Source organism: Sulfolobus tengchongensis (assembly GCF_036967215.1).
GTDB lineage: Archaea > Thermoproteota > Thermoprotei_A > Sulfolobales > Sulfolobaceae > Saccharolobus > Saccharolobus tengchongensis_A.
The window spans coordinates 2471973-2491084 of the sequence record NZ_CP146016.1 but is presented as its reverse complement, the minus strand read 5'-3'; the positions used below and the strand labels follow the sequence as shown (position 1 = coordinate 2491084).

Sequence of the window (19112 nt, the reverse complement as noted above, 5' to 3'; positions counted from 1 at the left end):
TGATGTAATGAGACTTTACGAGTTATCTTTTGCACAAATAGAGGAGTTTTTCTATAAATTAGCAGAAGTCAAGGATATTATAAAAGATAATGGGTTATTAGAATTCTTACCAGAGTTAAAATCTGATAGTAGCATACAGATTGGAACGACGAGAGTAAAACACGCATTTCCAATTTTCCAGAAAGGCGGTGTAGTAATGGATGTAACGAGTGTGCAACAGGCACAAATAGCGGAAGAAGCTGGTGCAGTAGCCGTAATGGTACTGGATAAATTACCTTATGATGTAAGAAAATCAGGCGGTGTTGCAAGGATGGCAGACCCTAAGATAATTGAAGAAGTAATGAATTCAATAACTATACCAGTAATGGCGAAGGTAAGAATAGGTCACTATTATGAGGCTAAAGTATTGGAAGCTTTAGGCGTAGATATGATAGATGAAAGTGAAGTGTTAACCCCAGCTGATGAGGAACATCATATAAATAAATGGGAATTTAAGGTACCATTTGTAAATGGAGCTAGAAACCTAGGTGAAGCATTACGAAGAATAGCAGAAGGAGCGTCAATGATAAGGACTAAGGGCGAAGCTGGGACTGGAAATGTAAGTGAAGCAGTTAAACACATGAAGATAATAAATAGTGAAATAAGGAGCTTAATAAGTATGGAAGAAGAAGATAGAGTAAAGAAAGCTAGGGAATATCAAGTTCCTTACCAAATAGTAGAACTCACTGCAAAACTTAAGAGATTGCCAGTAGTAAACTTCGCGGCGGGTGGAATTGCCACTCCTGCTGATGCCGCACTCATGATGTGGTTAGGGGCTGATGGAATATTTGTGGGTTCTGGTATATTTAAGAGTCAAGACCCAGAGGAAAGAGCTAAAGCAGTAGTATTAGCAGCTGCTTGCTGGGAATATCCTGAAATTGTCTTGGAAGCACAAAAAATGATAAGTGAACAAAAGAGCATGATGGGAATTGATATAAAATCATTAAAGCCAGAAGAATTATTGCAAGTGAGAGGATTATGAGAATAGGGATAATAGGTTATCAAGGAAGTTTTGAGGAGCATTATTTGCAACTAAAAAGAGCTTTTGATAAGCTTTCATTAAATGGAGAGATCGTACAGATAAAGATTCCTAAAGATCTTAAAGAAATTGATGGCGTTATAATACCTGGTGGAGAAAGTACTACAATAGGTTTAGTGGCTAAGAGATTAGGAGTTCTAGATGATCTAAAAGATAAAATTTCCTCTGGTCTTCCAGTTTTAGGCACGTGCGCTGGTGCTATAATGCTAGCAAAGGAAGTAAGTGATGCAAAGGTAGGTAAAACTTCACAGCCACTAATTGGGACAATGGACATCAATATCATTAGAAATTATTATGGAAGACAAAGAGAAAGCTTTGAAGCTAATGTTGACTTATCAAAAATCGGAATGGGAAGGGCTAGATTTGTTTTCATTAGGGCCCCGGCAATAACAAAAACTTTTGGAAGAGCTAAAAGTCTAGCAGAGTTAAATGGCATAACAGTCCTAGCGCAAGAAGATGGTATGCTAGCAACAACGTTTCATCCAGAGTTGTCTGATACTACAGTTATCCACGAATACTTTTTACATATAGTTAAAGGGTAATTTTTTATTTTTTGTAATATATATCTTGGTTGAAAAGTGGGGATAAGAATTTTGAATGATCTAATGTTGGACAAGAGTGCTCTATTATTTGGAGTCTCAAAGTATCTAGAAAAGGGAATAATAACTGGCAACGTTTTAATTCATAAATCGCTCTTAACTCAATTAGAAAATGAAAGTAATGAAGGTTTAGTTAGTGCCGAAATAGCTCTTGATGAAGTAAAAAAGGTAAAAGAGGTCACAGAAAGAATTCTAGTTAACTTTGAAATAGTAGGTGATGATTCAAAAAGAGGCGAAGTAAATGAAGTTACGCGTGAATATTGTACAGAAAAAGGATGTACAATAGTGACAGCCGATGAAATACAGAGAAAGATTTGTGAAATTATGGGGCTTCAGTATTATTTCTTGCAACCAGTAGAGCAGAGTCTGTCGTTTGAGAGTTTCTTTGATGAAGAGACCATGAGTGTTCACATAAAAGAGGATACGGTACCAAGAGCCAAAAAAGGTAAGCCAGGAAATTGGAAATTTGTAAATCTTTCAGATAAACCTATGTTTTCCCTTGATGTGAGGAGAATAGCAAATGAAATAATTAATGCGGTTAGGTTTATTAAAGGGTCATTTATAGAAATAGAAAGAAAGGGTTCTCTTATAATTCAATTAGGTAATTATAGGGTGGTTATAACTAGGCCTCCCTTAAGCGATGGATGGGAGATTACAATAACCAGACCAGTGGTAAGGAAGAGATTAGAGGAGTATAATCTGGATGAGAGGTTAATAAAAAGATTAGAAGAAAGAGCAGAGGGTATAATAATAGCTGGAGCACCGGGTATGGGTAAAACCACTTTTGCCCAAGCATTGGCTGAATACTATATGAGATTGGGAAAAATAGTAAAAACTATCGAATCGCCAAGAGATATGCATTTACCACCAGAAATAACGCAATACTCTAAAAACTACGCAGAAATTGGAGAGTTACACGATATACTGTTATTGAGTAGGCCCGATTATACCGTCTATGACGAGATGAGAAATGACGAAGATTTCAAGTTATATGTTGATCTTCGTTTAGCTGGAGTTGGAATGATAGGAGTAGTACATGCTACTTCGCCTATTGACGCGATTCATAGATTTGTAAATAGAGTCGATATAGGTACAATACCGAATATTCTAGATACTATAATTTTCATACATTCTGGTAATGTAAGCAAAGTTTATACTCTCGAAATGACTGTAAAAGTCCCTGCTGGGTTAAAAGAAGCTGATTTAGCTAGACCAGTTGTTGAAATAAAAGATCTAGCAACTGGAAATACTGAATATGAAATATATGTATTTGGAGAACAGACTATGATCGTTCCAGTAAATAGAAGTATGGTAATGGGTAACCTAGAATTCAAAATATCGAAAATCGTAAATAGTATCATACCTAACGCTATGGTAAGATATGAAGATGGGGAATATGTCATAGTAATACCCAGAGAAGAAATAGGGAAGTATAACAGGAAACTAGTTCAAAGACTAAAACGTTTAGAGAAGAAGAACAACATCAAAATAAAGATAAAATTATCAGATTAGAGAAAATTATCCAATGTTTTACTTACTTTAGCTTCTGCTAATCTCACTAAACCTTCTAAATCTAAACCTTCCATATCTATATCAGCAACGTAATTTCCAGTCTCGGTCCTTCTTAGTTTTTCGAACGGAACAAATTTTAGAATGCCAGGTTTCTTTATGCCTAAAAACAAGAGACCACCACTCTTTTTTGCAAATTCGATTATTCCCTCAGCTTGCTCTCTCTTGACGTATATTTTGTTGCCATCCTTTCTACTTTTCATCTCAATGAGAATAATAACACCATTTTTTAGCGCTACAATGTCTGGTACAGAGTCTTTTCTCTTACTTCCACTGGCTGGTGCCCTTAGCACTGCAAACCCTTTTTCCCTTAATTTACTTACAACCTCGCGTTCTACACTTGTACCTTTCCTCTTTTTAGCATTCACTCGTTATAATTATTATTAATAGTTTTTAGTCTTTCCATCGTAAAGCCAACAAATAACAACATGTTTTAACTTTGGAGATCATCTATAAAGTTGAAATAAAAACTGAGACATCAATTTTAGCGCGTTACTTAGACTCCATATTCCCAATATCTTCTGATGTTTAAAATACTAAATGTCATTTCAAAAATGTAAAATCTTATGAGAAAGTAAAAATTTAATTAAAGTTAATTATAAAGCACAGTTTAACTTAACTAGTCTTAGGTTTTCCTTTTTGGATCAAATCCTTAAGCTGATTACCGACTTTCTCCTCTAGGCTATTCTGTACTTGCGCTAATCCATTAACTACTGTTGGCATACCTCTTCCGTATTCTTCTATCCATTCTTCGGCGAACTTCCCACTCTTTATCCTTTGTAGTGCCTCTTTCATCCTTTTTTTAACGTCTTCATTTATAACGAACTTTCCTACTGTCATTCCACCGTACTTAGCAGTATCAGATACTGCCTTTAACATTCCCGTAATTCCCTTTTCATAAACTAAATCCACCAACATTTTCAATTCATTTATAGTCTCAAAATAGGCCACTTCTGGTTGGTAACCTTCTTCTACTAGGGTTTCGAATGCGGCCTTCATTAATTCCATTATTCCCCCTACTAATATTACTTGTTCACCAAATAGGTCAGTTTCTGTTTCTTCCTTAAAAGTAGTTGGAATAACTCCAGCTCTAGTAGCTCCTATTCCTTTAGCTATTGCTAAAGCCTTTTGCATAGCAATACCGCTTACGTCTTGATAAATTGCAACTAAAGCTGGAACTCCACCTCCTGCTTTATAATATTCTCTTACTGTAGGGCCAGGTCCCTTAGGAGCTATCATATATACGTCTGAATCCTTGGGGGGTTCGATTAATTTGTAGTGAATATTAAAGCCATGTGCAAATACTAGATCAGCACCTTTTTTCATATATGGCTGGACGCTTTCTAACCACAATGTTCGTTGTACCATATCTGGTACTAGAAAAATTATAATATCTGCGTCCTTAACAGCATCCTTAGTATAAAGCGGAGTAAATCCTTCACTTCTAGCTAATTCCCATGATTTTCCTTCCCTTTCCAGTCCAACTACCACATTTAGTCCAGAGTCTTTCAAATTCTGAGCCCAAGCTCTACCTTGACTTCCATATCCCAATACAGCTATCTTCTTATTTTTGATTACATCTAGGCTTGCATCCTTATCAGTGTATACTTTTGACATATGTTTCACCCCAACTATACCCTTTTATCTTATTGAAAACTGGTACATAAATTATCATGTCTCCTTCATTTATCTTTTCTGATTGATCTTCTATTATTTTTCCTTCTCTTATTATTATTCTTTTTAGTTGTGCATCTTCGAGAATTTCTACCCTTTCTATATCTACTGTTTTACTTAATAGAAGAATCGCAGTATGGAAATTATTATGATCTTTGACACCAATATAAAACTCATATAGGTTATCATCATTTACTTTCCATCCGTATATCCAATTAATATCCATAAATAATTTTCTAAAATTTGACGCTATCCTCTCTATAAGCGCTGGGTCCCTATAGTAAGCTAATACTCTAACTACTCTTTCTAGGGTCACGTAAAATCACCTGTTTTAATCTTCCACCAGGCGGTAAGGTAGGTAGTGCAAGTTCTTCCTTATCCACGGGAACTCTAATAACTGCAGGGATATCTTCCTTTATAGCGATCCTTATAGACTTCTCTATTTCTTCATAGGTTGTTGCGTTAAATCCTAATGCACCAAATGCCTCAGCTAATTTAACAAAGTCTGGTGAAGGACCGTAATCCACACCTACTATTCGCCTTCCAAAGAATAGATCTTGCACTTGCCTTACTAAACCTAACGTTCTGTTGTCAAATATTACTGAAATAATTGGAATGTGTTCGTCCACTGCTGTGGCTAAGTTAGTTCCAGTCATTAAAAATGATCCATCACCATCTAAGTCAACCACTATTTTATCTGGCCTAGCTAATTTCGCGCCCATAGCGGCGGGGAGCCCAAATCCCATAGTACCCATTCCAGATGATGTTAAGAATGTTCTAGGTTCTAGTACTTCCCAAAACACTTCAGCCCACATTTGATGTTGACCTACACCAGTGGTAACTATTGCATCTCTTGGTAACGTTTGTCTTATAGTCTTCAATATTTTCCATGGTTTTAGTTTCCCGTTCTCATCATGATAATAAAACTGCGAGTAGTAGTCCTTATATTCTTTAACCCTTTTTAACCAAGCGTTTTTTTCTCTTTTTTCACCTAACTTGAGTATTGTATTTATTAATTCCCTCAATATTATTTTGGCATTGCCATAAAGTCCTACATCAACTTTTATTGCCTTTTCGCCATCTGTGGGATCAATATTGATCATAACAAATTTCTTTCTAGTTTCTACCATTTCGTCGTAAGATGTAAACGTTCTGTCACTAAGCCTTGCGCCAACAATTAGCATTGCATCTGATTCTAATGCGGCCATTGATGCTTCTGCTCTCCCATAATATCCCATAGGTCCAAAATATAATGGGTGATCATGAGGTATTGCCGTTTTTCCAGGAAACGTAGAAATTATTGGTATATGTAGAATCTCTGCTAACTCGAGAATTTCTGGTGTAGCATTAGCCCATACTACTCCAGTACCTACTAATATTATAGGCCTTTCAGCGTTAATCAAAATTTCTGCAGCTTTCTTTAAAGATAAGGGATCTATTCTAGTTGGGAACTCTCTATATCCTTTTACCATTGGTCTCTCTGGCCATTTCACTTCTTCCATTTTTTCATAGAAAATATCTCTTGGTATATCTACAACTACTGGTCCCGGTCTTCCGGTAGTTGCAATATAAAACGCGTTCTTTATCCATAGTGGTATCTCTTCTACTCTCTTAATCCCAATAACGTATTTAGTTACATTTTCAAAAACACCCATTGCATCTGCTTCTTGAAATGCCATCTTGCCCATTACACTTCTAGGTACATTTCCAGTTATCGCAATTACTGGCGAACTATCCCAATATGCGGTGATAAGCCCGGTAGTTAGATTGGTAGTCCCAGGACCAGATGTAGCAGTACATACACCGGGTACCCCAGAAGCTCTGGCATAACCATCTGCAGCATGTGCAGCAGCTTGTTCGTGTCTCATTAGTACATGTCGTAATTCGCCATTTTGCAGATCCTCAACAAAGGCATCGTATATTTGCATGTTTGATAAACCTGGAATTCCGAATATTACCTTTACTCCTTCTCTTTTTAGAGAATCTACTAAAATTCTAGCTCCTGTTGGCAATTTGAATCACCATTTTATACTTAGAAGAACATTTTGAATTATTCCGCCTCTTGTTATTTTGAACAAATATTCCACTAACTTTTTTACAAAATGTATTAAATTTGGAGGGAGAAGTCACCTATCATCTTTTTCACGACTAATTTTTAATGCTGGTGTGTTTTTAAACTTTATTATTATTTTTATTTAGCAAGCATAAACTCAATAATAAAAATTATTCACTATCTACGCCCTTTATAATATCAAATATTTCGACATATCGTGTTACGTCTTTCCACATTTCTAAACACTTTACATTACCTAGATATAGCCAAATATTGCCAAAATGACCTCTTCTGTCATCCAAGAATAATATCTCGTCTGGTTTTATCCGTACGTTCATTCTATTACGGATTTCAATCATAATATAACTTAGCATTAAGAACTTGTAAGGAAAAGGCTTAGCTACTATTACATGAAAATATTGCATTAAGTCTAACGCACTTAAAACCTTAATAGCCTTTTCCTCATAGTTCCATGTTGCTAATCCTAATATATATCCTCTGTTCTTAAGTTCCCTGAGTGTTTCTCTAACTTCTGGAAATAAATGAAGTGCTCGTCCTTTAGAATCTTCTAGAGTATTCGCATCTACTATCTTTAATGGTTCCTCAAATTCCGATATATTATGATGGTCCCATAAAGTTTTATCTGCGTCAAACACTACTGCTTTTATCATCCCTATACAGATTTGGGGGGAGAGTATAATAAGTAATCTTGCCTTCATGATAATCTCTTATTATCGTTTTTGCTGCCATATCTATATTTGGTTCTTTATCGCTTTTGTAAACCCATCCCCTTTTTAAGGCTATTTTAACGAGTAAATCATAAGGATCTGTAAAATCCACTCCATAAGCTTGCTTAAGGCTTTCTCTTGAAGCTTTAATTATTCTGTTTATCAATTCTATTGCTGGCTTTACTGGGTCTTCAAGTAGATCTACATTATAACCTCTAATTATTTTTTCTAGTTCATTACCATCAGGCGGTATTATACCAGGCGTATCCCATGCGTATATTTTGTTATCTATTTTAAACAGCTGTATAGATTTAGTATACCCATATTCTAGAGGATAAGCTGAAGTCTGAGCTGAATGTCTACCTTTAAGAGCATTTATAATGGAGGATTTGCCAGTTTTGGGATAGCCAATAAAGGCAACTACACCTTTATTTCCTCTTAGCAATGCTTTCATAGTATCACGTAATTTTTTAGTTCCCAAGTGAGACGTCGAAGAAACGTAAACGGATTCCCTATTTTCTTCCTCTTTAAAATAATATTTCCAAGACTTAAGTACCCATAGGGGAACTAGATCTCCTTTGTTTAGTACCAATAATAATTTCTTATCGTTTTTTATTACAATTTGCTCAATTTTCTTTGATCTGGTTAAAGATGGTTCTCTTGCATCCAATACTTCTATTATGAGATCAGATCTTTTGACCAACTGAATGATTTTCCCCAGCATTCATTTTATTTTCTTGTAATTACTATTTTTATGCATGCCTAAAGGGGAATTAATGACATTTGACGAAGGAGACTTTGAGGGATCAATAGACTACCAATCTTTTACAAAGGCGATCAAGTTAAATAACATAAATAAGGAAGTAGGTTTCCCATTAGATATAACATTTAGACCCACTAAGTTCTATCTTATAATTCAAGCTAAAAGAGAAAAAACTTATTTACCGAGATGGAGGCTTTGGTTTGACAATTTCTCTCTTACAAAAGAATTCAAACCAAATTTTGAAATTGAGATAAATGATTCACATATTATTTCCACTATAGTATATGATATAACGCCAATCGTTAAGGAAGGAAAACATGAAATAATAATTTATCATCCTTCTATTCACACTTTAGAGTTATTAAACGTAAGTGCAATTTCTTTTTATAAGATAGAAGGTTTTAGCACTAAATATAAATTATCTACTGGTTCTTTGATTTTAAAGCCCAATGAAATAGTCTCTTTTCAACTGATGAGAAAATCCTATTTTGTTATAAGAAATGAGAGCAAAGAAGGGAAAGTAAAGATAAGTGATGGTGATGGGAAGCCGATTTATACGGTCTTACCCAATTCTGATAGCGATGAAATAGAGATCGAAGATAAGAGTCTAATTACAACAATATTACAATCCGCAAATGAAAAGGATTATGGAATAATTTTGGCTTCATATAGTTTATTGGAGAAAACTCCTAAGATAACCATTAATGTGGATAGTAAGGTGGATAACAACTTCATCCATCTAGCTTTAAGGAACGATAGTGAGATAAACCTAGACAAGTTAATAGTAAACGTAATGATAAACGGAGTCCCTGCACATTTCAAATCATTTAACAATATAGAAATTAATTCCACGATAGATCTTAAACTTCCCTTAACAATTACCCAGAATAAAAAAGCACATATAATAAACATAAGAGTAGTGGGAGTTAAGGGAGGATATAGGCAAATAGTCGACAAACAAATTAGCCTCTAAAGAATGGTAAACTACCCAGTAGAAAAGCAATAATTCCTGCAATTGCGGATATTTTTAAATAACTTCTAGCCTTTGACGCACCCTCTATCGTGTTCTTCTGAACTATTGAAAGGATTGTAAATGGAATAAAAGCTACAATTAAAATTACAATATAAATAAAATTAAAACCTATAAAAAATGGTATAGGAGAGACTATCAGCAAGAGAGCAAGAAGAGCCTTAACTATTTTCCATGATTTATTTATTCCTAAAGTAGTAGCTAAGGTCCTTACATTATTAGCTAGATCACCATTATAATCTTCAATACCCTTTACTATTTCTCTTGTTAATGTTAAGAAAAAGGAATAAAATGTAGGAATTGCTATTCTTGATAGCCAATCATCTGAGAAAAAGGCCAATCCGCCATAAAATATAGATAAGGCTGTGGTCGTAGCTACTAACAAGTTTCCATACAACCCGGTCCGTTTTAGTTCCTTTGCGTAATAAACGAGACCTATTACAGTTAGCAATGCCACAATTATCGCGAAAACATTTAACCATATTGAGGCCAAAACACCTACTGCGAATAAGATTATTGCTAGCGTCCTAGCTTGATTAATGGATATACTACCGGATGGGATAGGTCTGTATGGTTTATTTATTTTATCTATTTCCACGTCATATACGTCATTTATGACATATCCTCCAGCTGCTATTAAGCCCACTACTAATGCTGATAGTAGAAGTTGCTTAGCTTCTAAGATTTGCCATTTTGAAGAGACGAGAAAGCCCATAATAGCACCCAATGCTGCTCCAATAACGTTATGTATCCTGACAAGTTGCATGTATGATTTAAAACTCACGATAACGTTAAATGAATACTAGGCTAATATATCTTATGTCTGTTAATCAGAAAGAAATTGAGATAGCAATAGAGTACTTTAAAACATACGTTTCAGTAGGAGAAATAATTGCTGTCATGGATCTTAAAGCAAAAGGCATTTCAAACCCACAAGCTGTAATATCAAAACTAATAGAAATGGGGATAATAGAGCGAGGAGAAGGTTGTTATAACTTAGTGAGGAATTCTACGAATAAGAAGTGAATGCAAATCAAATTCCTCTGCGACATTAATTGTTCTTTCATTATATAATTTGAAAATAAAAGGAAGTAGTCTCCACGTAGTTTCTAAGAATCTTGTTAAATAATATTGCCTTCTAACCTCCTTGGCTAGCGTCTTATATTTCGCGTAGTAATTCTTGAAGCTTCCATTTCGAATTCCACTTACTAAAGGTCCTAGCAAATTTGCAATACCAAATATACCCCCACCAGTAAACGTCTTTACAAGACCCGTGGAATCACCTAGTTTTAAAGTAACTATCTTAGATTCTGGTCTAACACGAGGGATTGCCCCGCCATGAACGTCTATAATTCTTTTGTTAAATTTAGGTAAGAATAATTTAGGATCTTTATAGGAAATTGCACCTATAAGAGTACCATAAGGTAATGGAACTATCCAGCTAAACCCTCCTACATTTCTCTTATCTATATATACAATTATTTTATCTTCATTAATAGGTTCTGCTAGATACTCTATTGCTTTAATCCATCTAGCATTTCCCTTCCATCCGCCACAGTCTATTACTAGTCCATCATATCTCTCGCTGCCAACAATTACTGTGTTTCCTTTAATCACAGCATCATTAGGTCTTTTCGTCCTAACCTCGCCGTCTAACCATATTTCTAGCTTTTCTCTGTTTAACCTTATAACGTTCGTGTTTATATAAATTGAATACCTATCGCCATACCTGATTTCAATTGATTTAAATTCTCTATCTATGAACTCCTTACTTATACCTAATTGTGTAAAAGTTTGATAACTTATTACTCCCGTACATTTCTTTCCGGGGATACGCCTTCTGTCAAAAACCGTAGGATTAAAGTCTAGGACTTTATGAGCTAGTAATAATCCTGCTATCCCTCCACCCACTATTAGAACTCTGATGATCTATCAGCCTCGTTTATAGTATATTTCTTTGCTCCTAGTTTTGCAACTATATATGAAAACGCTTTATAAGGATCTGTATGGGCTCCACATGAATAGACGTCAACTGTAGCAAATTTGTACTCAGGCCAAGTATGAATCGTTATATGACTCTCAAGGATAATTGCAACAATACTAACACCTTCGCCAATTTTCCAAGATCTTATATCAAGTATATTCATATTCCCTATTTCTGCTGCCTCCTTTACTATCTGCTCTAATTTTTTAGAGTCTTTAAGTATTTCTTCGTCACAATCATATAAGCTTCCATATACTTGCTTTCCCACTACTTTAGGAAAAGATAACTCTACCCCCATCATTAACCCCCCACTTAAACCCCTCTATTTAATCATTTATAAATTTATTTCCGCCTAATCAGGGCTAAAAGTAAGTTTTTAATGCTAATTGATAAATACTATTGTATCTGATGAACAGTGGCGATTAGAAGACTTGTTTTAGACGTTCTGAAGCCCATTAGAGGAACATCAATAGTTGAACTAGCTGAGAAAATCTCAAGCCTAAGCGGTGTAGAGGGAGTTAATATAAGTGTTACTGATATGGACGTCGAAACCATGGGGTTAATGATAATTATTGAAGGAACTAGCCTCAACTTTGATGATATAAGGAAAATGTTAGAAGAAGAGGGATGTGCGATACATAGTATCGACCAAGTAATTAGCGGAAACAAGATAATTGAGGGTAAGATAAAGAATGATTTGCGATAATTGTAAAAGTAGAGAAGCAGTAGTGCTACAATCGCACACTAGAAGGAAACTTTGCAAAGATTGTTTTATAGAAGATATTAGAAAAAGGATTGAAACGGAAGCTAGAAAGCAAGGTATAATAAATGCTAATAAAATACTCTTAGCAGTCTCTGGAGGGAAAGATAGTCTAGTACTTGCTGATGCACTATCTCAATTCGTTAACCCCTCCAAGCTAATTGCATTTAATATAAATGAAGGGATAAGAGGATATAATAGAGATGATCAGGTTAAGAAGCTTGAAGACTATTTAAGAGACCTTGGAATAGAGCTCATTAAAAGTGGTTTTAGACAAGAAGTAGGTTTCTCATTAGATGAAATGGTAAGTGCGTCATTAAAGAAAGGACTTAAGGTCTCTGCTTGCACTTTCTGCGGAGGATTTAGAAGAAAACTGATAAACGAAGCTGGAATTAAGGTCTCTGCAGATTATGTTGCAACTGGCCACAATCTTGATGATGAAGCACAAACTATAATTATAAATCTAATAAGGGGAGATCTATTGAGGCTAATAAGATTCGGTGATAAACCATTGAGGGTGAGTAGTAAGTTCGTAATGAGGGTAAAGCCTCTAAGAAAGATATATGAATGGGAAACTACCATGTATGCAAATCTTAAGGGATTTGAATTTCAAGAAGTTGAATGCCCTTATATTTCACAAAAACCAACTCTTCGAGCTAAAGTTAGAGAGTTACTATATAAGTTAGAGGAAAGAAAACCTGGAACATTATTAAAAATAATCGAACAGTTTGACGAGATCTCTCAAAAACTTAAAAATGAGTATAAACTCTCTAGTGAACTACCTACTTGTATCATTTGTGGAGAACCTACAACGCCCGGTAGAGCAGTATGCAAGAATTGTGAACTGTTAATTAGAAGTGGGCTGATGCCACAAGAATATCAGAAATACTTACCTATATCATAAATTCTCTCTTCAACATTTCTCCTCTTGTTAGCAACTATTGCCATGGCAAACAAAAGAGAAGATAATCTGTTTAAATATACAATTAACCACTTACTGAAGTTGAGTTCTTTAGAATATGCTACAGCATTTCTTTCAACTCTCCTAGCAATACTCCTAATTATATGTAAATAAGCTGCTTCCTCAGATCCTCCGGGTATTACAAATAATTTGACTGGTCCACTTTCTTTCCTATATTCTATAGTTCTATTCTCTAGCCACTTAACATTTTCTTCATTTATTTTACCTTTATTCTGAATTGCCTCCTCACCTAATATGAATAGTTCAGTCTGAATTCGCATGAGATCTTTTTGCATGTCCTCCCACTTAATTTTAGTCAATGCTAGACCTATGAAAGAGTTTAATTCGTCTATGTCGCCTAAGAAGTTGACTAAAGGAGAATCTTTTCCCACTCTTTTAGATATTAAATTAGTATTCCCATCATCCCCAGTTCTGGTAAACATTAGTTAATATTTAAAAAAGACATAGATATATCATTTTTGGTGAAGTAAAATAAGCTCACAGTATAAGGATTTTATTGACTTCTTGAATGCTGTCGCTTCTAAGTGGCAGAAAAAGTGGGAAGAGGCCAAAGTTTATGAAGCAAATCCCGACCCCAGTAAACCTAAATTTTTTACTACAGTTGCTTTTCCTTATCCTAATAGCCCTTGGCATATAGGACATGGAAGAACTTATGTAACTGGAGATATCTTAGCCAGATATAAGAGAATGAGAGGATATAATGTACTATTCCCTATGGGCTTCCACTATACTGGAACGCCAATTATGGCAATGGCAGATGCTATTGCGAAGGGCGATAAGGAGTTAATTGAGACTTTTAAAGATATCTATGAAATACCTGCTGATATAATTCCTAGAATGTCTGACCCACTATTTATGGCAAACTACTTTAAGGAAGATATTAAGGTTTCAATGAAAGAAATAGGCCTAGGAATAGACTGGAGAAGAGAATTCACTACTATAGATCCAGAATTTTCATCGTTTATAATATGGCAATTTCATAAGTTACAAAGTAAAGGGTATATAGTTAAGGATACCCACCCAGTTGGATGGTGCCCAGTACATCATATTCCAGTTGGTATGCATGATACAAAAGGAGATGTAGAGCCAGAAATAGGCGAGTTTATATTAATATATTTCAAATCTGACAAGGGAATATTTCCTGCAGCTACATTAAGACCAGAAACTGTTTTTGGCGCTACTAATCTATGGATAAATCCTAATGAGAACTACGTGATAGCTAACGTATTGGGCAATAAAATGATATTAAGTGAGAAAGCTGCTTTCAAACTATCTTTTCAAATAGATGATATTCAAATAGAGGATAAAATCAAAGGGTCAAAATTAGTTGGACTTAAGGTTGAAAATCCCATAACTGGAAAACAAATAGAGATATATGGTGCAGACTTCGTTGATGTTGGCCTAGGGACTGGCGTAGTTATGAGTGTACCTGCACATGCTCCATTTGATTATTACTATTCTAAGAAAGTTAACAAAAGTAACTTTGAAGTTGTTCCAGTAATTACGGTTGAGGGATTAGGTAACACTTTAGGTAAAGACGTGGTAGAGAAGAACAATCCTAGGAATGATGAGGATCTAAAGAAGCTTACAGAATACGTTTACAGAACAGAGTACAACAAGGGCATTATGAGAAGTGATTTAGAGAAACTAATTATTAGAGAGGAGTATAAATCTGAGTTGAGAAGTTTAAGTGGACTCCCAGTACCTAAAGCTAGAGAATTTATTACAGATTTTCTGATTTCAAAAGGCTTAGGCAGAAAAATATTTGAAATTATGAATAAACCAGTTTACTGTAGATGTGGAACTGAGATTGTAGTCAAGATCCTTAAAGATCAATGGTTCTTAGATTATTCAAATCCAGATTGGAAAGAATTGGCAAAAAAATCATTGTCAAAGATGCGCATAATTCCGGAAGAGGCTAGAAAAGACTTTGAGTTTACAATAGGATGGTTGGAGAAAAGAGCTTGTGCCAGAACTAGAGGACTAGGTACTCCCCTGCCTTGGGATAAAAAATGGATCATTGAAAGTTTGAGTGATTCTACAATATATATGGCCTATTATACTATATCACACAAAATTAAACAATATAGACTATCTCCATCTCAACTAACTCAAGAGTTGTGGGACTATGTAATGTTAGGCATAGGTAATCTAGAGGAGATTAGTAAAAATACTGGAATACCTGCAGATGTAATAAATGATCTAAGAAATGAATTCTTGTATTGGTATCCTTTAGATGTTAGACACAGTGGAAAAGATTTAATTCCAAATCACTTAACCTTCTTTATCTTCAATCATGCTGCAATATTTCCAGAAAATCTATGGCCTAAGGCAATAGCTGTAAATGGTTTGGTATTATATGAAGGAAAGAAAATGAGTAAGTCATTAAGAAATATCATACCCTTAAGAAAAGGCTTAAAATTATATGGCGTTGATGTAATGAGAGTCGCACTCTCTTCAACAGCAGACATGGGATCAGATGTTAACTTCTCTGAGTCATTAGTTAAAACGGTAGGGGAAACGATAAGAAAAACATACGAGCTATTCAAGACATTAGATAATTATAAAGATGAAACTTATGGATTCCCAGAAAAGTGGTTATTATCCAGAATATATGAGGTTGTAGACAAAGTAACTAAAAACATAGAATCTCTAGAATTAAGAGACGCAATTAATGAAATTTTGTTTGTATTCTCTTCAGATCTGGACGAATACTTCAATATGGTTAATGCTGAGGGTAGAGGAGGAAACGGTAAGGTTTTAAAAGAAGTTTTGATAGTATGGCTTAAGTTAATAACACCATTTACACCTCATATAGCAGAGGAAATATGGCATGAAATCTTAGGCCAGTCTACTTTCATAGTTAATGAAAGATGGCCAGAGGTAGAAAAATCTAAAATAGATGAATTAATATTACTAGAATATGAGTATATGAAAAGAATTCTTGAGGATATAAGATCAATTCTAAACATATATAAGGGTTCGCCAAAGGCTGTTAAGCTATATGCATTAGAAGACGATAGGTACGTAGAGCTATTAAGAGATGCTATAAGTGCGAATGGGCAAATGAAGAAGTTTATGGATGCTCATAAACCTAAGAATAAAGAAGAAGTTAGACTATTACAAAAAATATTCAATGAATCTTTGGAAATAGATGATAAAATGAAGAGATTAATCATGAACTATAAGATTAATGAAGTGAGCGTACTTAATGAACTATCAAAGTATTTGAAGAAAAAGTTGAATGTAGAAGTTCTAGTTAAAGCGTATTCTGAAGAGGTTAGGAAGACTTATAATAAGGAAGCCTTACCATTAAGACCAGCTATAATAATTGAGTAAGAATTATTTTTCCATTCCTTATTTCTATCAGACCTAGATCTTTTAGAAATGCTAACTCAACTCTAACATTATCCCTACTTATGTTGTATTTTCTGGAAATAATACTTACTACATCATTAATTTGTACTTCTCCACCGAATTCTCTTAAGAACTGAATTATCTCCTCATGTACAGTTTTTAACGTCTTTTCGACAACCTCACCGTTAATAACGCTGAACAAGAATAACTCTCCAGAACTGTTGAGAGCTTTATATAGGTTAGTAGAAATTTTATCAATTCTTATAATATCATTAAAGTCCTTATTTAGCTTAACAGAACTCGTTACTAGGTTATATCGAGGTGGTAATTCTGAAGTTTTCTCTACTTCAAATACAATAACATATGACGTATCGTTACATGACTGTATTATTTGCCTTTCAGAAAATTTTAGAAATTTCTCATAATTAACTATACATATGTCAGTTTTACTTTCTAGTAGTTTCTGTGCAATATTATAGATTAACACTATTTTTACGTTAATATAAAAGGAATATATTAGTATGTTACCATTTCTCAAGGATACTACATAATCTACTAGATTCACGATCAGAGTTTCATCAAAGCTTATTTATTTATTTTACTTTGCTTAACTAGGGTTTTATATTGCACCAACCAGCTTAGCTAGAAATAAAATAAAATCTTGGTTATTAAATGCTAGTGAATACGATTTCTCAGACATTAAAGAGGGAGTAAGGCTCCATTTAAATGAATCCCCATTTGAACCGCCACAGTTTATTATAGAAGCAGTTAAAAATTACCTAAGCAAGGGAAATAGATACCAGCACCCAGAACTGTTAGAGAGATATAGAGAATTAACAGCAGAATACGCGAAAGTGGAACCGAATAATATTTACCCTTCAGTGGGAGCTGATGGATCGCTTAGAGCAATATTCTATAACTTAATTGAGCCGGGAGATACAGTAGTAGTAAATTATCCATCATATAGTATGTACTCAGTGTACTCATCAGTAAGAGGAGTAAAGTTAATGAGAATTAACCTGAAGGAAGATAATGATTGGTGGAGAGAGAATTTTGATGAATTACTTTCAAAATCTAAAAACGCCGAATTGGTAGTAATTGATGATCCTAATAATCCCACTGGTTCTCCCATGTTAAGTGCAAAAAAAGAGTTAATCTCGCAACTAGCAGAAAACACTAAGGGCTTCTTAGTTGTGGATGAAGCCTATTACGAGTTTGGCGGGTATACTGTCGCGCCACTAATTTACGATTATCCTAACTTGTTAGTAGTAAGAACTTTAAGTAAAGCGTTCTCATTAGCCTCTTATAGGCTTGGTTACCTAATAGCTAATGATGAAATAGTAAAAGCTTTAATGAAATCTTCAACGCCTTTTGATATACCCCTACCCTCACTTATTGCTGGAATAACTGCACTAGAGAATCCCTCTTATGTTAAAAATGTTGTGGAAACTATTAGAAGAAATAGAGAAATACTTTACCAAGGACTTAAGAGTCTTAATCTGAAGGTTTATAAGTCAATCACTAACTTCTTACTAATAAAAGATGATAGGGATTTGCAAGGAATACTACTCAAACGTGGTATTGCGATAAGGAAACTATATGATAACTTCTATAGGATAACCGTAGGAACTGAAGAACAATGTAGATTAGTTATAGAAAAGTTAGGTGATGAACTTGAAAATAGCAATCCCAAATAAAGGGAGATTACAACAGCCTACTCTACAATTTTTACAATCTGTAGGTATAAAGTCTTTAGCAAGTGACGATAGAGCGTTAATAGTACCAACTAGCTGGGAGGGAGTTCAACTAGTTATGATTAGAACTGAGGACATACCAAATATTGTAGAAAGTGGGGCTGCAGAACTAGGAATAACTGGACATGATTACGTCATAGAAAGTAATGCAGATGTTGAAGAATTGATCAAGCTAGATTTTGGAAAATCCAAAATAGTTTTAGCCATACCACAAAACTGGAGTATAAATTCCGTCGAGGAGTTAAAGGGAAAGGAAATAAGAATAGCAACAAAATATTACAATATAGCGAGAGAATATGTAACAAAAAAAGAGTTAAATGCTAAAATAGTAAAAATAAGTGGAGCAGCTGAAGTAATGCCCTCATTAGGGGCTTCTGATGCTATAATTGATGTTATGAGTACTGGTACAACTCTAAAACTACATGGATTAAAGCCGATTGATAACGTGATGGAATCTTATGCAGTAGTAATAGGGAACAGAAATTGGATAAAAAGTGATGAAGCTGACAAGATTAATTTACTTCTCACGATGATGAAGGGGGCATTAGCTGCTAAGGGTAAAAAGATGATATTTATGAATGTTCCGGATAGTAAACTAGATGAAGTAATAAACTCATTACCGGCCATGCTCGCACCAGCAATTACTAGACTAAGCAGATCAGATGTGTGGGAAGTAATAACAGTCGCTGATGAGGATATATTACCAGAAATTATAGCAAAAGTAAAAGCAGCAGGTGCTAGAGATATTGTCGTAGTTGATATAGAAAAAGTGGTGAAATAG

The 19112-nt window shown here is 34.6% G+C and carries 21 protein-coding genes; 10 read left to right on the top strand and 11 right to left on the bottom strand.

Annotation, left to right across the window (positions count from 1 at the left end; all coding sequences use genetic code 11):
- Positions 1-7 precede the first annotated feature (7 nt).
- The 3 genes from pdxS to V6M85_RS12275 all read left to right on the top strand — a co-directional run bounded on the left by pdxS (position 8) and on the right by V6M85_RS12275 (position 3189).
- Complete coding sequence (gene pdxS, locus V6M85_RS12285) at positions 8-1021, top strand: pyridoxal 5'-phosphate synthase lyase subunit PdxS (protein ID WP_338600610.1); 1014 nt, start codon at positions 8-10, stop codon at positions 1019-1021.
- A complete protein-coding gene (gene pdxT / locus V6M85_RS12280; RefSeq protein ID WP_338600607.1) occupies positions 1018-1620 on the top strand; it encodes a pyridoxal 5'-phosphate synthase glutaminase subunit PdxT in 603 nt (200 codons plus the stop codon). Before pdxS ends, pdxT begins: the two co-directional genes overlap by 4 nt.
- Before the next feature lie 63 nt (positions 1621-1683).
- Positions 1684-3189, top strand: coding sequence for a PINc/VapC family ATPase (locus V6M85_RS12275; RefSeq protein ID WP_338604799.1), 1506 nt, complete (start codon positions 1684-1686; stop codon positions 3187-3189).
- Here the strand turns inward: V6M85_RS12275 and hjc are convergent.
- The 6 genes from hjc to V6M85_RS12245 all read right to left on the bottom strand — a co-directional run bounded on the left by hjc (position 3186) and on the right by V6M85_RS12245 (position 8425).
- On the bottom strand, positions 3186-3614 hold the full coding sequence (gene hjc, locus V6M85_RS12270; protein WP_338600604.1) for a Holliday junction resolvase Hjc: 429 nt from the start codon (positions 3612-3614) through the stop codon (positions 3186-3188). The genes V6M85_RS12275 and hjc overlap by 4 nt on opposite strands.
- Positions 3615-3861: 247 nt before the next feature.
- Positions 3862-4872, bottom strand: a complete 1011-nt coding sequence (gene ilvC, locus V6M85_RS12265) for a ketol-acid reductoisomerase (RefSeq protein ID WP_338600601.1) — start codon at positions 4870-4872, stop codon at positions 3862-3864.
- The gene (locus tag V6M85_RS12260; protein ID WP_338600598.1) at positions 4844-5236 is read right to left on the bottom strand and encodes a hypothetical protein; all 393 of its coding nucleotides are present in this window, start codon (positions 5234-5236) and stop codon (positions 4844-4846) included. The genes ilvC and V6M85_RS12260 overlap by 29 nt, the downstream gene beginning before the upstream one ends.
- Complete coding sequence (locus tag V6M85_RS12255; RefSeq protein WP_338600595.1) at positions 5214-6932, bottom strand: acetolactate synthase large subunit; 1719 nt, start codon at positions 6930-6932, stop codon at positions 5214-5216. The genes V6M85_RS12260 and V6M85_RS12255 overlap by 23 nt, the downstream gene beginning before the upstream one ends.
- A 211-nt stretch (positions 6933-7143) precedes the next feature.
- Complete coding sequence (locus V6M85_RS12250; protein WP_338600592.1) at positions 7144-7644, bottom strand: magnesium-dependent phosphatase-1; 501 nt, start codon at positions 7642-7644, stop codon at positions 7144-7146.
- Positions 7622-8425, bottom strand: a complete 804-nt coding sequence (locus V6M85_RS12245) for a GTPase (protein WP_338600589.1) — start codon at positions 8423-8425, stop codon at positions 7622-7624. Before V6M85_RS12245 ends, V6M85_RS12250 begins: the two co-directional genes overlap by 23 nt.
- 34 nt (positions 8426-8459) lie before the next feature.
- Between V6M85_RS12245 and V6M85_RS12240 the strand changes: the two genes are divergently transcribed.
- Positions 8460-9437, top strand: a complete 978-nt coding sequence (locus tag V6M85_RS12240; protein WP_338600586.1) for a hypothetical protein — start codon at positions 8460-8462, stop codon at positions 9435-9437.
- On the opposite strand, the gene V6M85_RS12235 is transcribed toward V6M85_RS12240, so the two are convergent.
- On the bottom strand, positions 9427-10278 hold the full coding sequence (locus V6M85_RS12235) for a UbiA family prenyltransferase (RefSeq protein WP_338600583.1): 852 nt from the start codon (positions 10276-10278) through the stop codon (positions 9427-9429). The genes V6M85_RS12240 and V6M85_RS12235 overlap by 11 nt on opposite strands.
- 11 nt (positions 10279-10289) lie before the next feature.
- Here V6M85_RS12235 and V6M85_RS12230 point away from each other — a divergent pair, with 11 nt between their 5' ends.
- The gene (locus tag V6M85_RS12230) at positions 10290-10520 is read left to right on the top strand and encodes a PolB1-binding protein PBP2 family protein (protein WP_338600580.1); all 231 of its coding nucleotides are present in this window, start codon (positions 10290-10292) and stop codon (positions 10518-10520) included.
- Here the strand turns inward: V6M85_RS12230 and V6M85_RS12225 are convergent.
- Together V6M85_RS12225 and speD are read right to left on the bottom strand one after the other, a co-directional pair.
- Entirely contained in the window at positions 10491-11405 is a 915-nt protein-coding gene (locus tag V6M85_RS12225; RefSeq protein ID WP_338600577.1) for an NAD(P)/FAD-dependent oxidoreductase, read from the bottom strand. The genes V6M85_RS12230 and V6M85_RS12225 overlap by 30 nt on opposite strands.
- Positions 11406-11407: 2 nt before the next feature.
- Complete coding sequence (gene speD / locus V6M85_RS12220; RefSeq protein ID WP_338600574.1) at positions 11408-11779, bottom strand: adenosylmethionine decarboxylase; 372 nt, start codon at positions 11777-11779, stop codon at positions 11408-11410.
- A 114-nt stretch (positions 11780-11893) separates the two neighbouring features.
- On the opposite strand from speD, the gene V6M85_RS12215 reads away from it, so the two are divergent.
- Complete coding sequence (locus V6M85_RS12215; RefSeq protein ID WP_338600572.1) at positions 11894-12184, top strand: DUF211 domain-containing protein; 291 nt, start codon at positions 11894-11896, stop codon at positions 12182-12184.
- Positions 12171-13142 carry a TIGR00269 family protein gene (locus V6M85_RS12210; RefSeq protein ID WP_338600569.1) on the top strand — a complete coding sequence of 324 codons (972 nt, stop codon included), beginning with the start codon at positions 12171-12173 and terminating at the stop codon, positions 13140-13142. The genes V6M85_RS12215 and V6M85_RS12210 overlap by 14 nt, the downstream gene beginning before the upstream one ends.
- On the opposite strand, the gene V6M85_RS12205 is transcribed toward V6M85_RS12210, so the two are convergent.
- Positions 13118-13642 carry a cob(I)yrinic acid a,c-diamide adenosyltransferase gene (locus V6M85_RS12205; protein ID WP_338600566.1) on the bottom strand — a complete coding sequence of 175 codons (525 nt, stop codon included), beginning with the start codon at positions 13640-13642 and terminating at the stop codon, positions 13118-13120. The genes V6M85_RS12210 and V6M85_RS12205 overlap by 25 nt on opposite strands.
- Positions 13643-13724: 82 nt before the next feature.
- Here V6M85_RS12205 and leuS point away from each other — a divergent pair, with 82 nt between their 5' ends.
- Positions 13725-16559 (top strand): leucine--tRNA ligase, encoded by a 2835-nt coding sequence (gene leuS / locus V6M85_RS12200; protein ID WP_338600562.1) that lies wholly within the window; start codon positions 13725-13727, stop codon positions 16557-16559.
- On the opposite strand, the gene V6M85_RS12195 is transcribed toward leuS, so the two are convergent.
- Complete coding sequence (locus V6M85_RS12195; protein WP_338600559.1) at positions 16543-17142, bottom strand: hypothetical protein; 600 nt, start codon at positions 17140-17142, stop codon at positions 16543-16545. The two genes, leuS and V6M85_RS12195, sit on opposite strands and share 17 nt — an antisense overlap.
- Before the next feature lie 58 nt (positions 17143-17200).
- Here V6M85_RS12195 and hisC point away from each other — a divergent pair, with 58 nt between their 5' ends.
- Together hisC and hisG are read left to right on the top strand one after the other, a co-directional pair.
- The gene (gene hisC, locus V6M85_RS12190; protein ID WP_338604796.1) at positions 17201-18274 is read left to right on the top strand and encodes a histidinol-phosphate transaminase; all 1074 of its coding nucleotides are present in this window, start codon (positions 17201-17203) and stop codon (positions 18272-18274) included.
- Positions 18252-19112 (top strand): ATP phosphoribosyltransferase, encoded by an 861-nt coding sequence (gene hisG / locus V6M85_RS12185; protein WP_338600556.1) that lies wholly within the window; start codon positions 18252-18254, stop codon positions 19110-19112. Before hisC ends, hisG begins: the two co-directional genes overlap by 23 nt.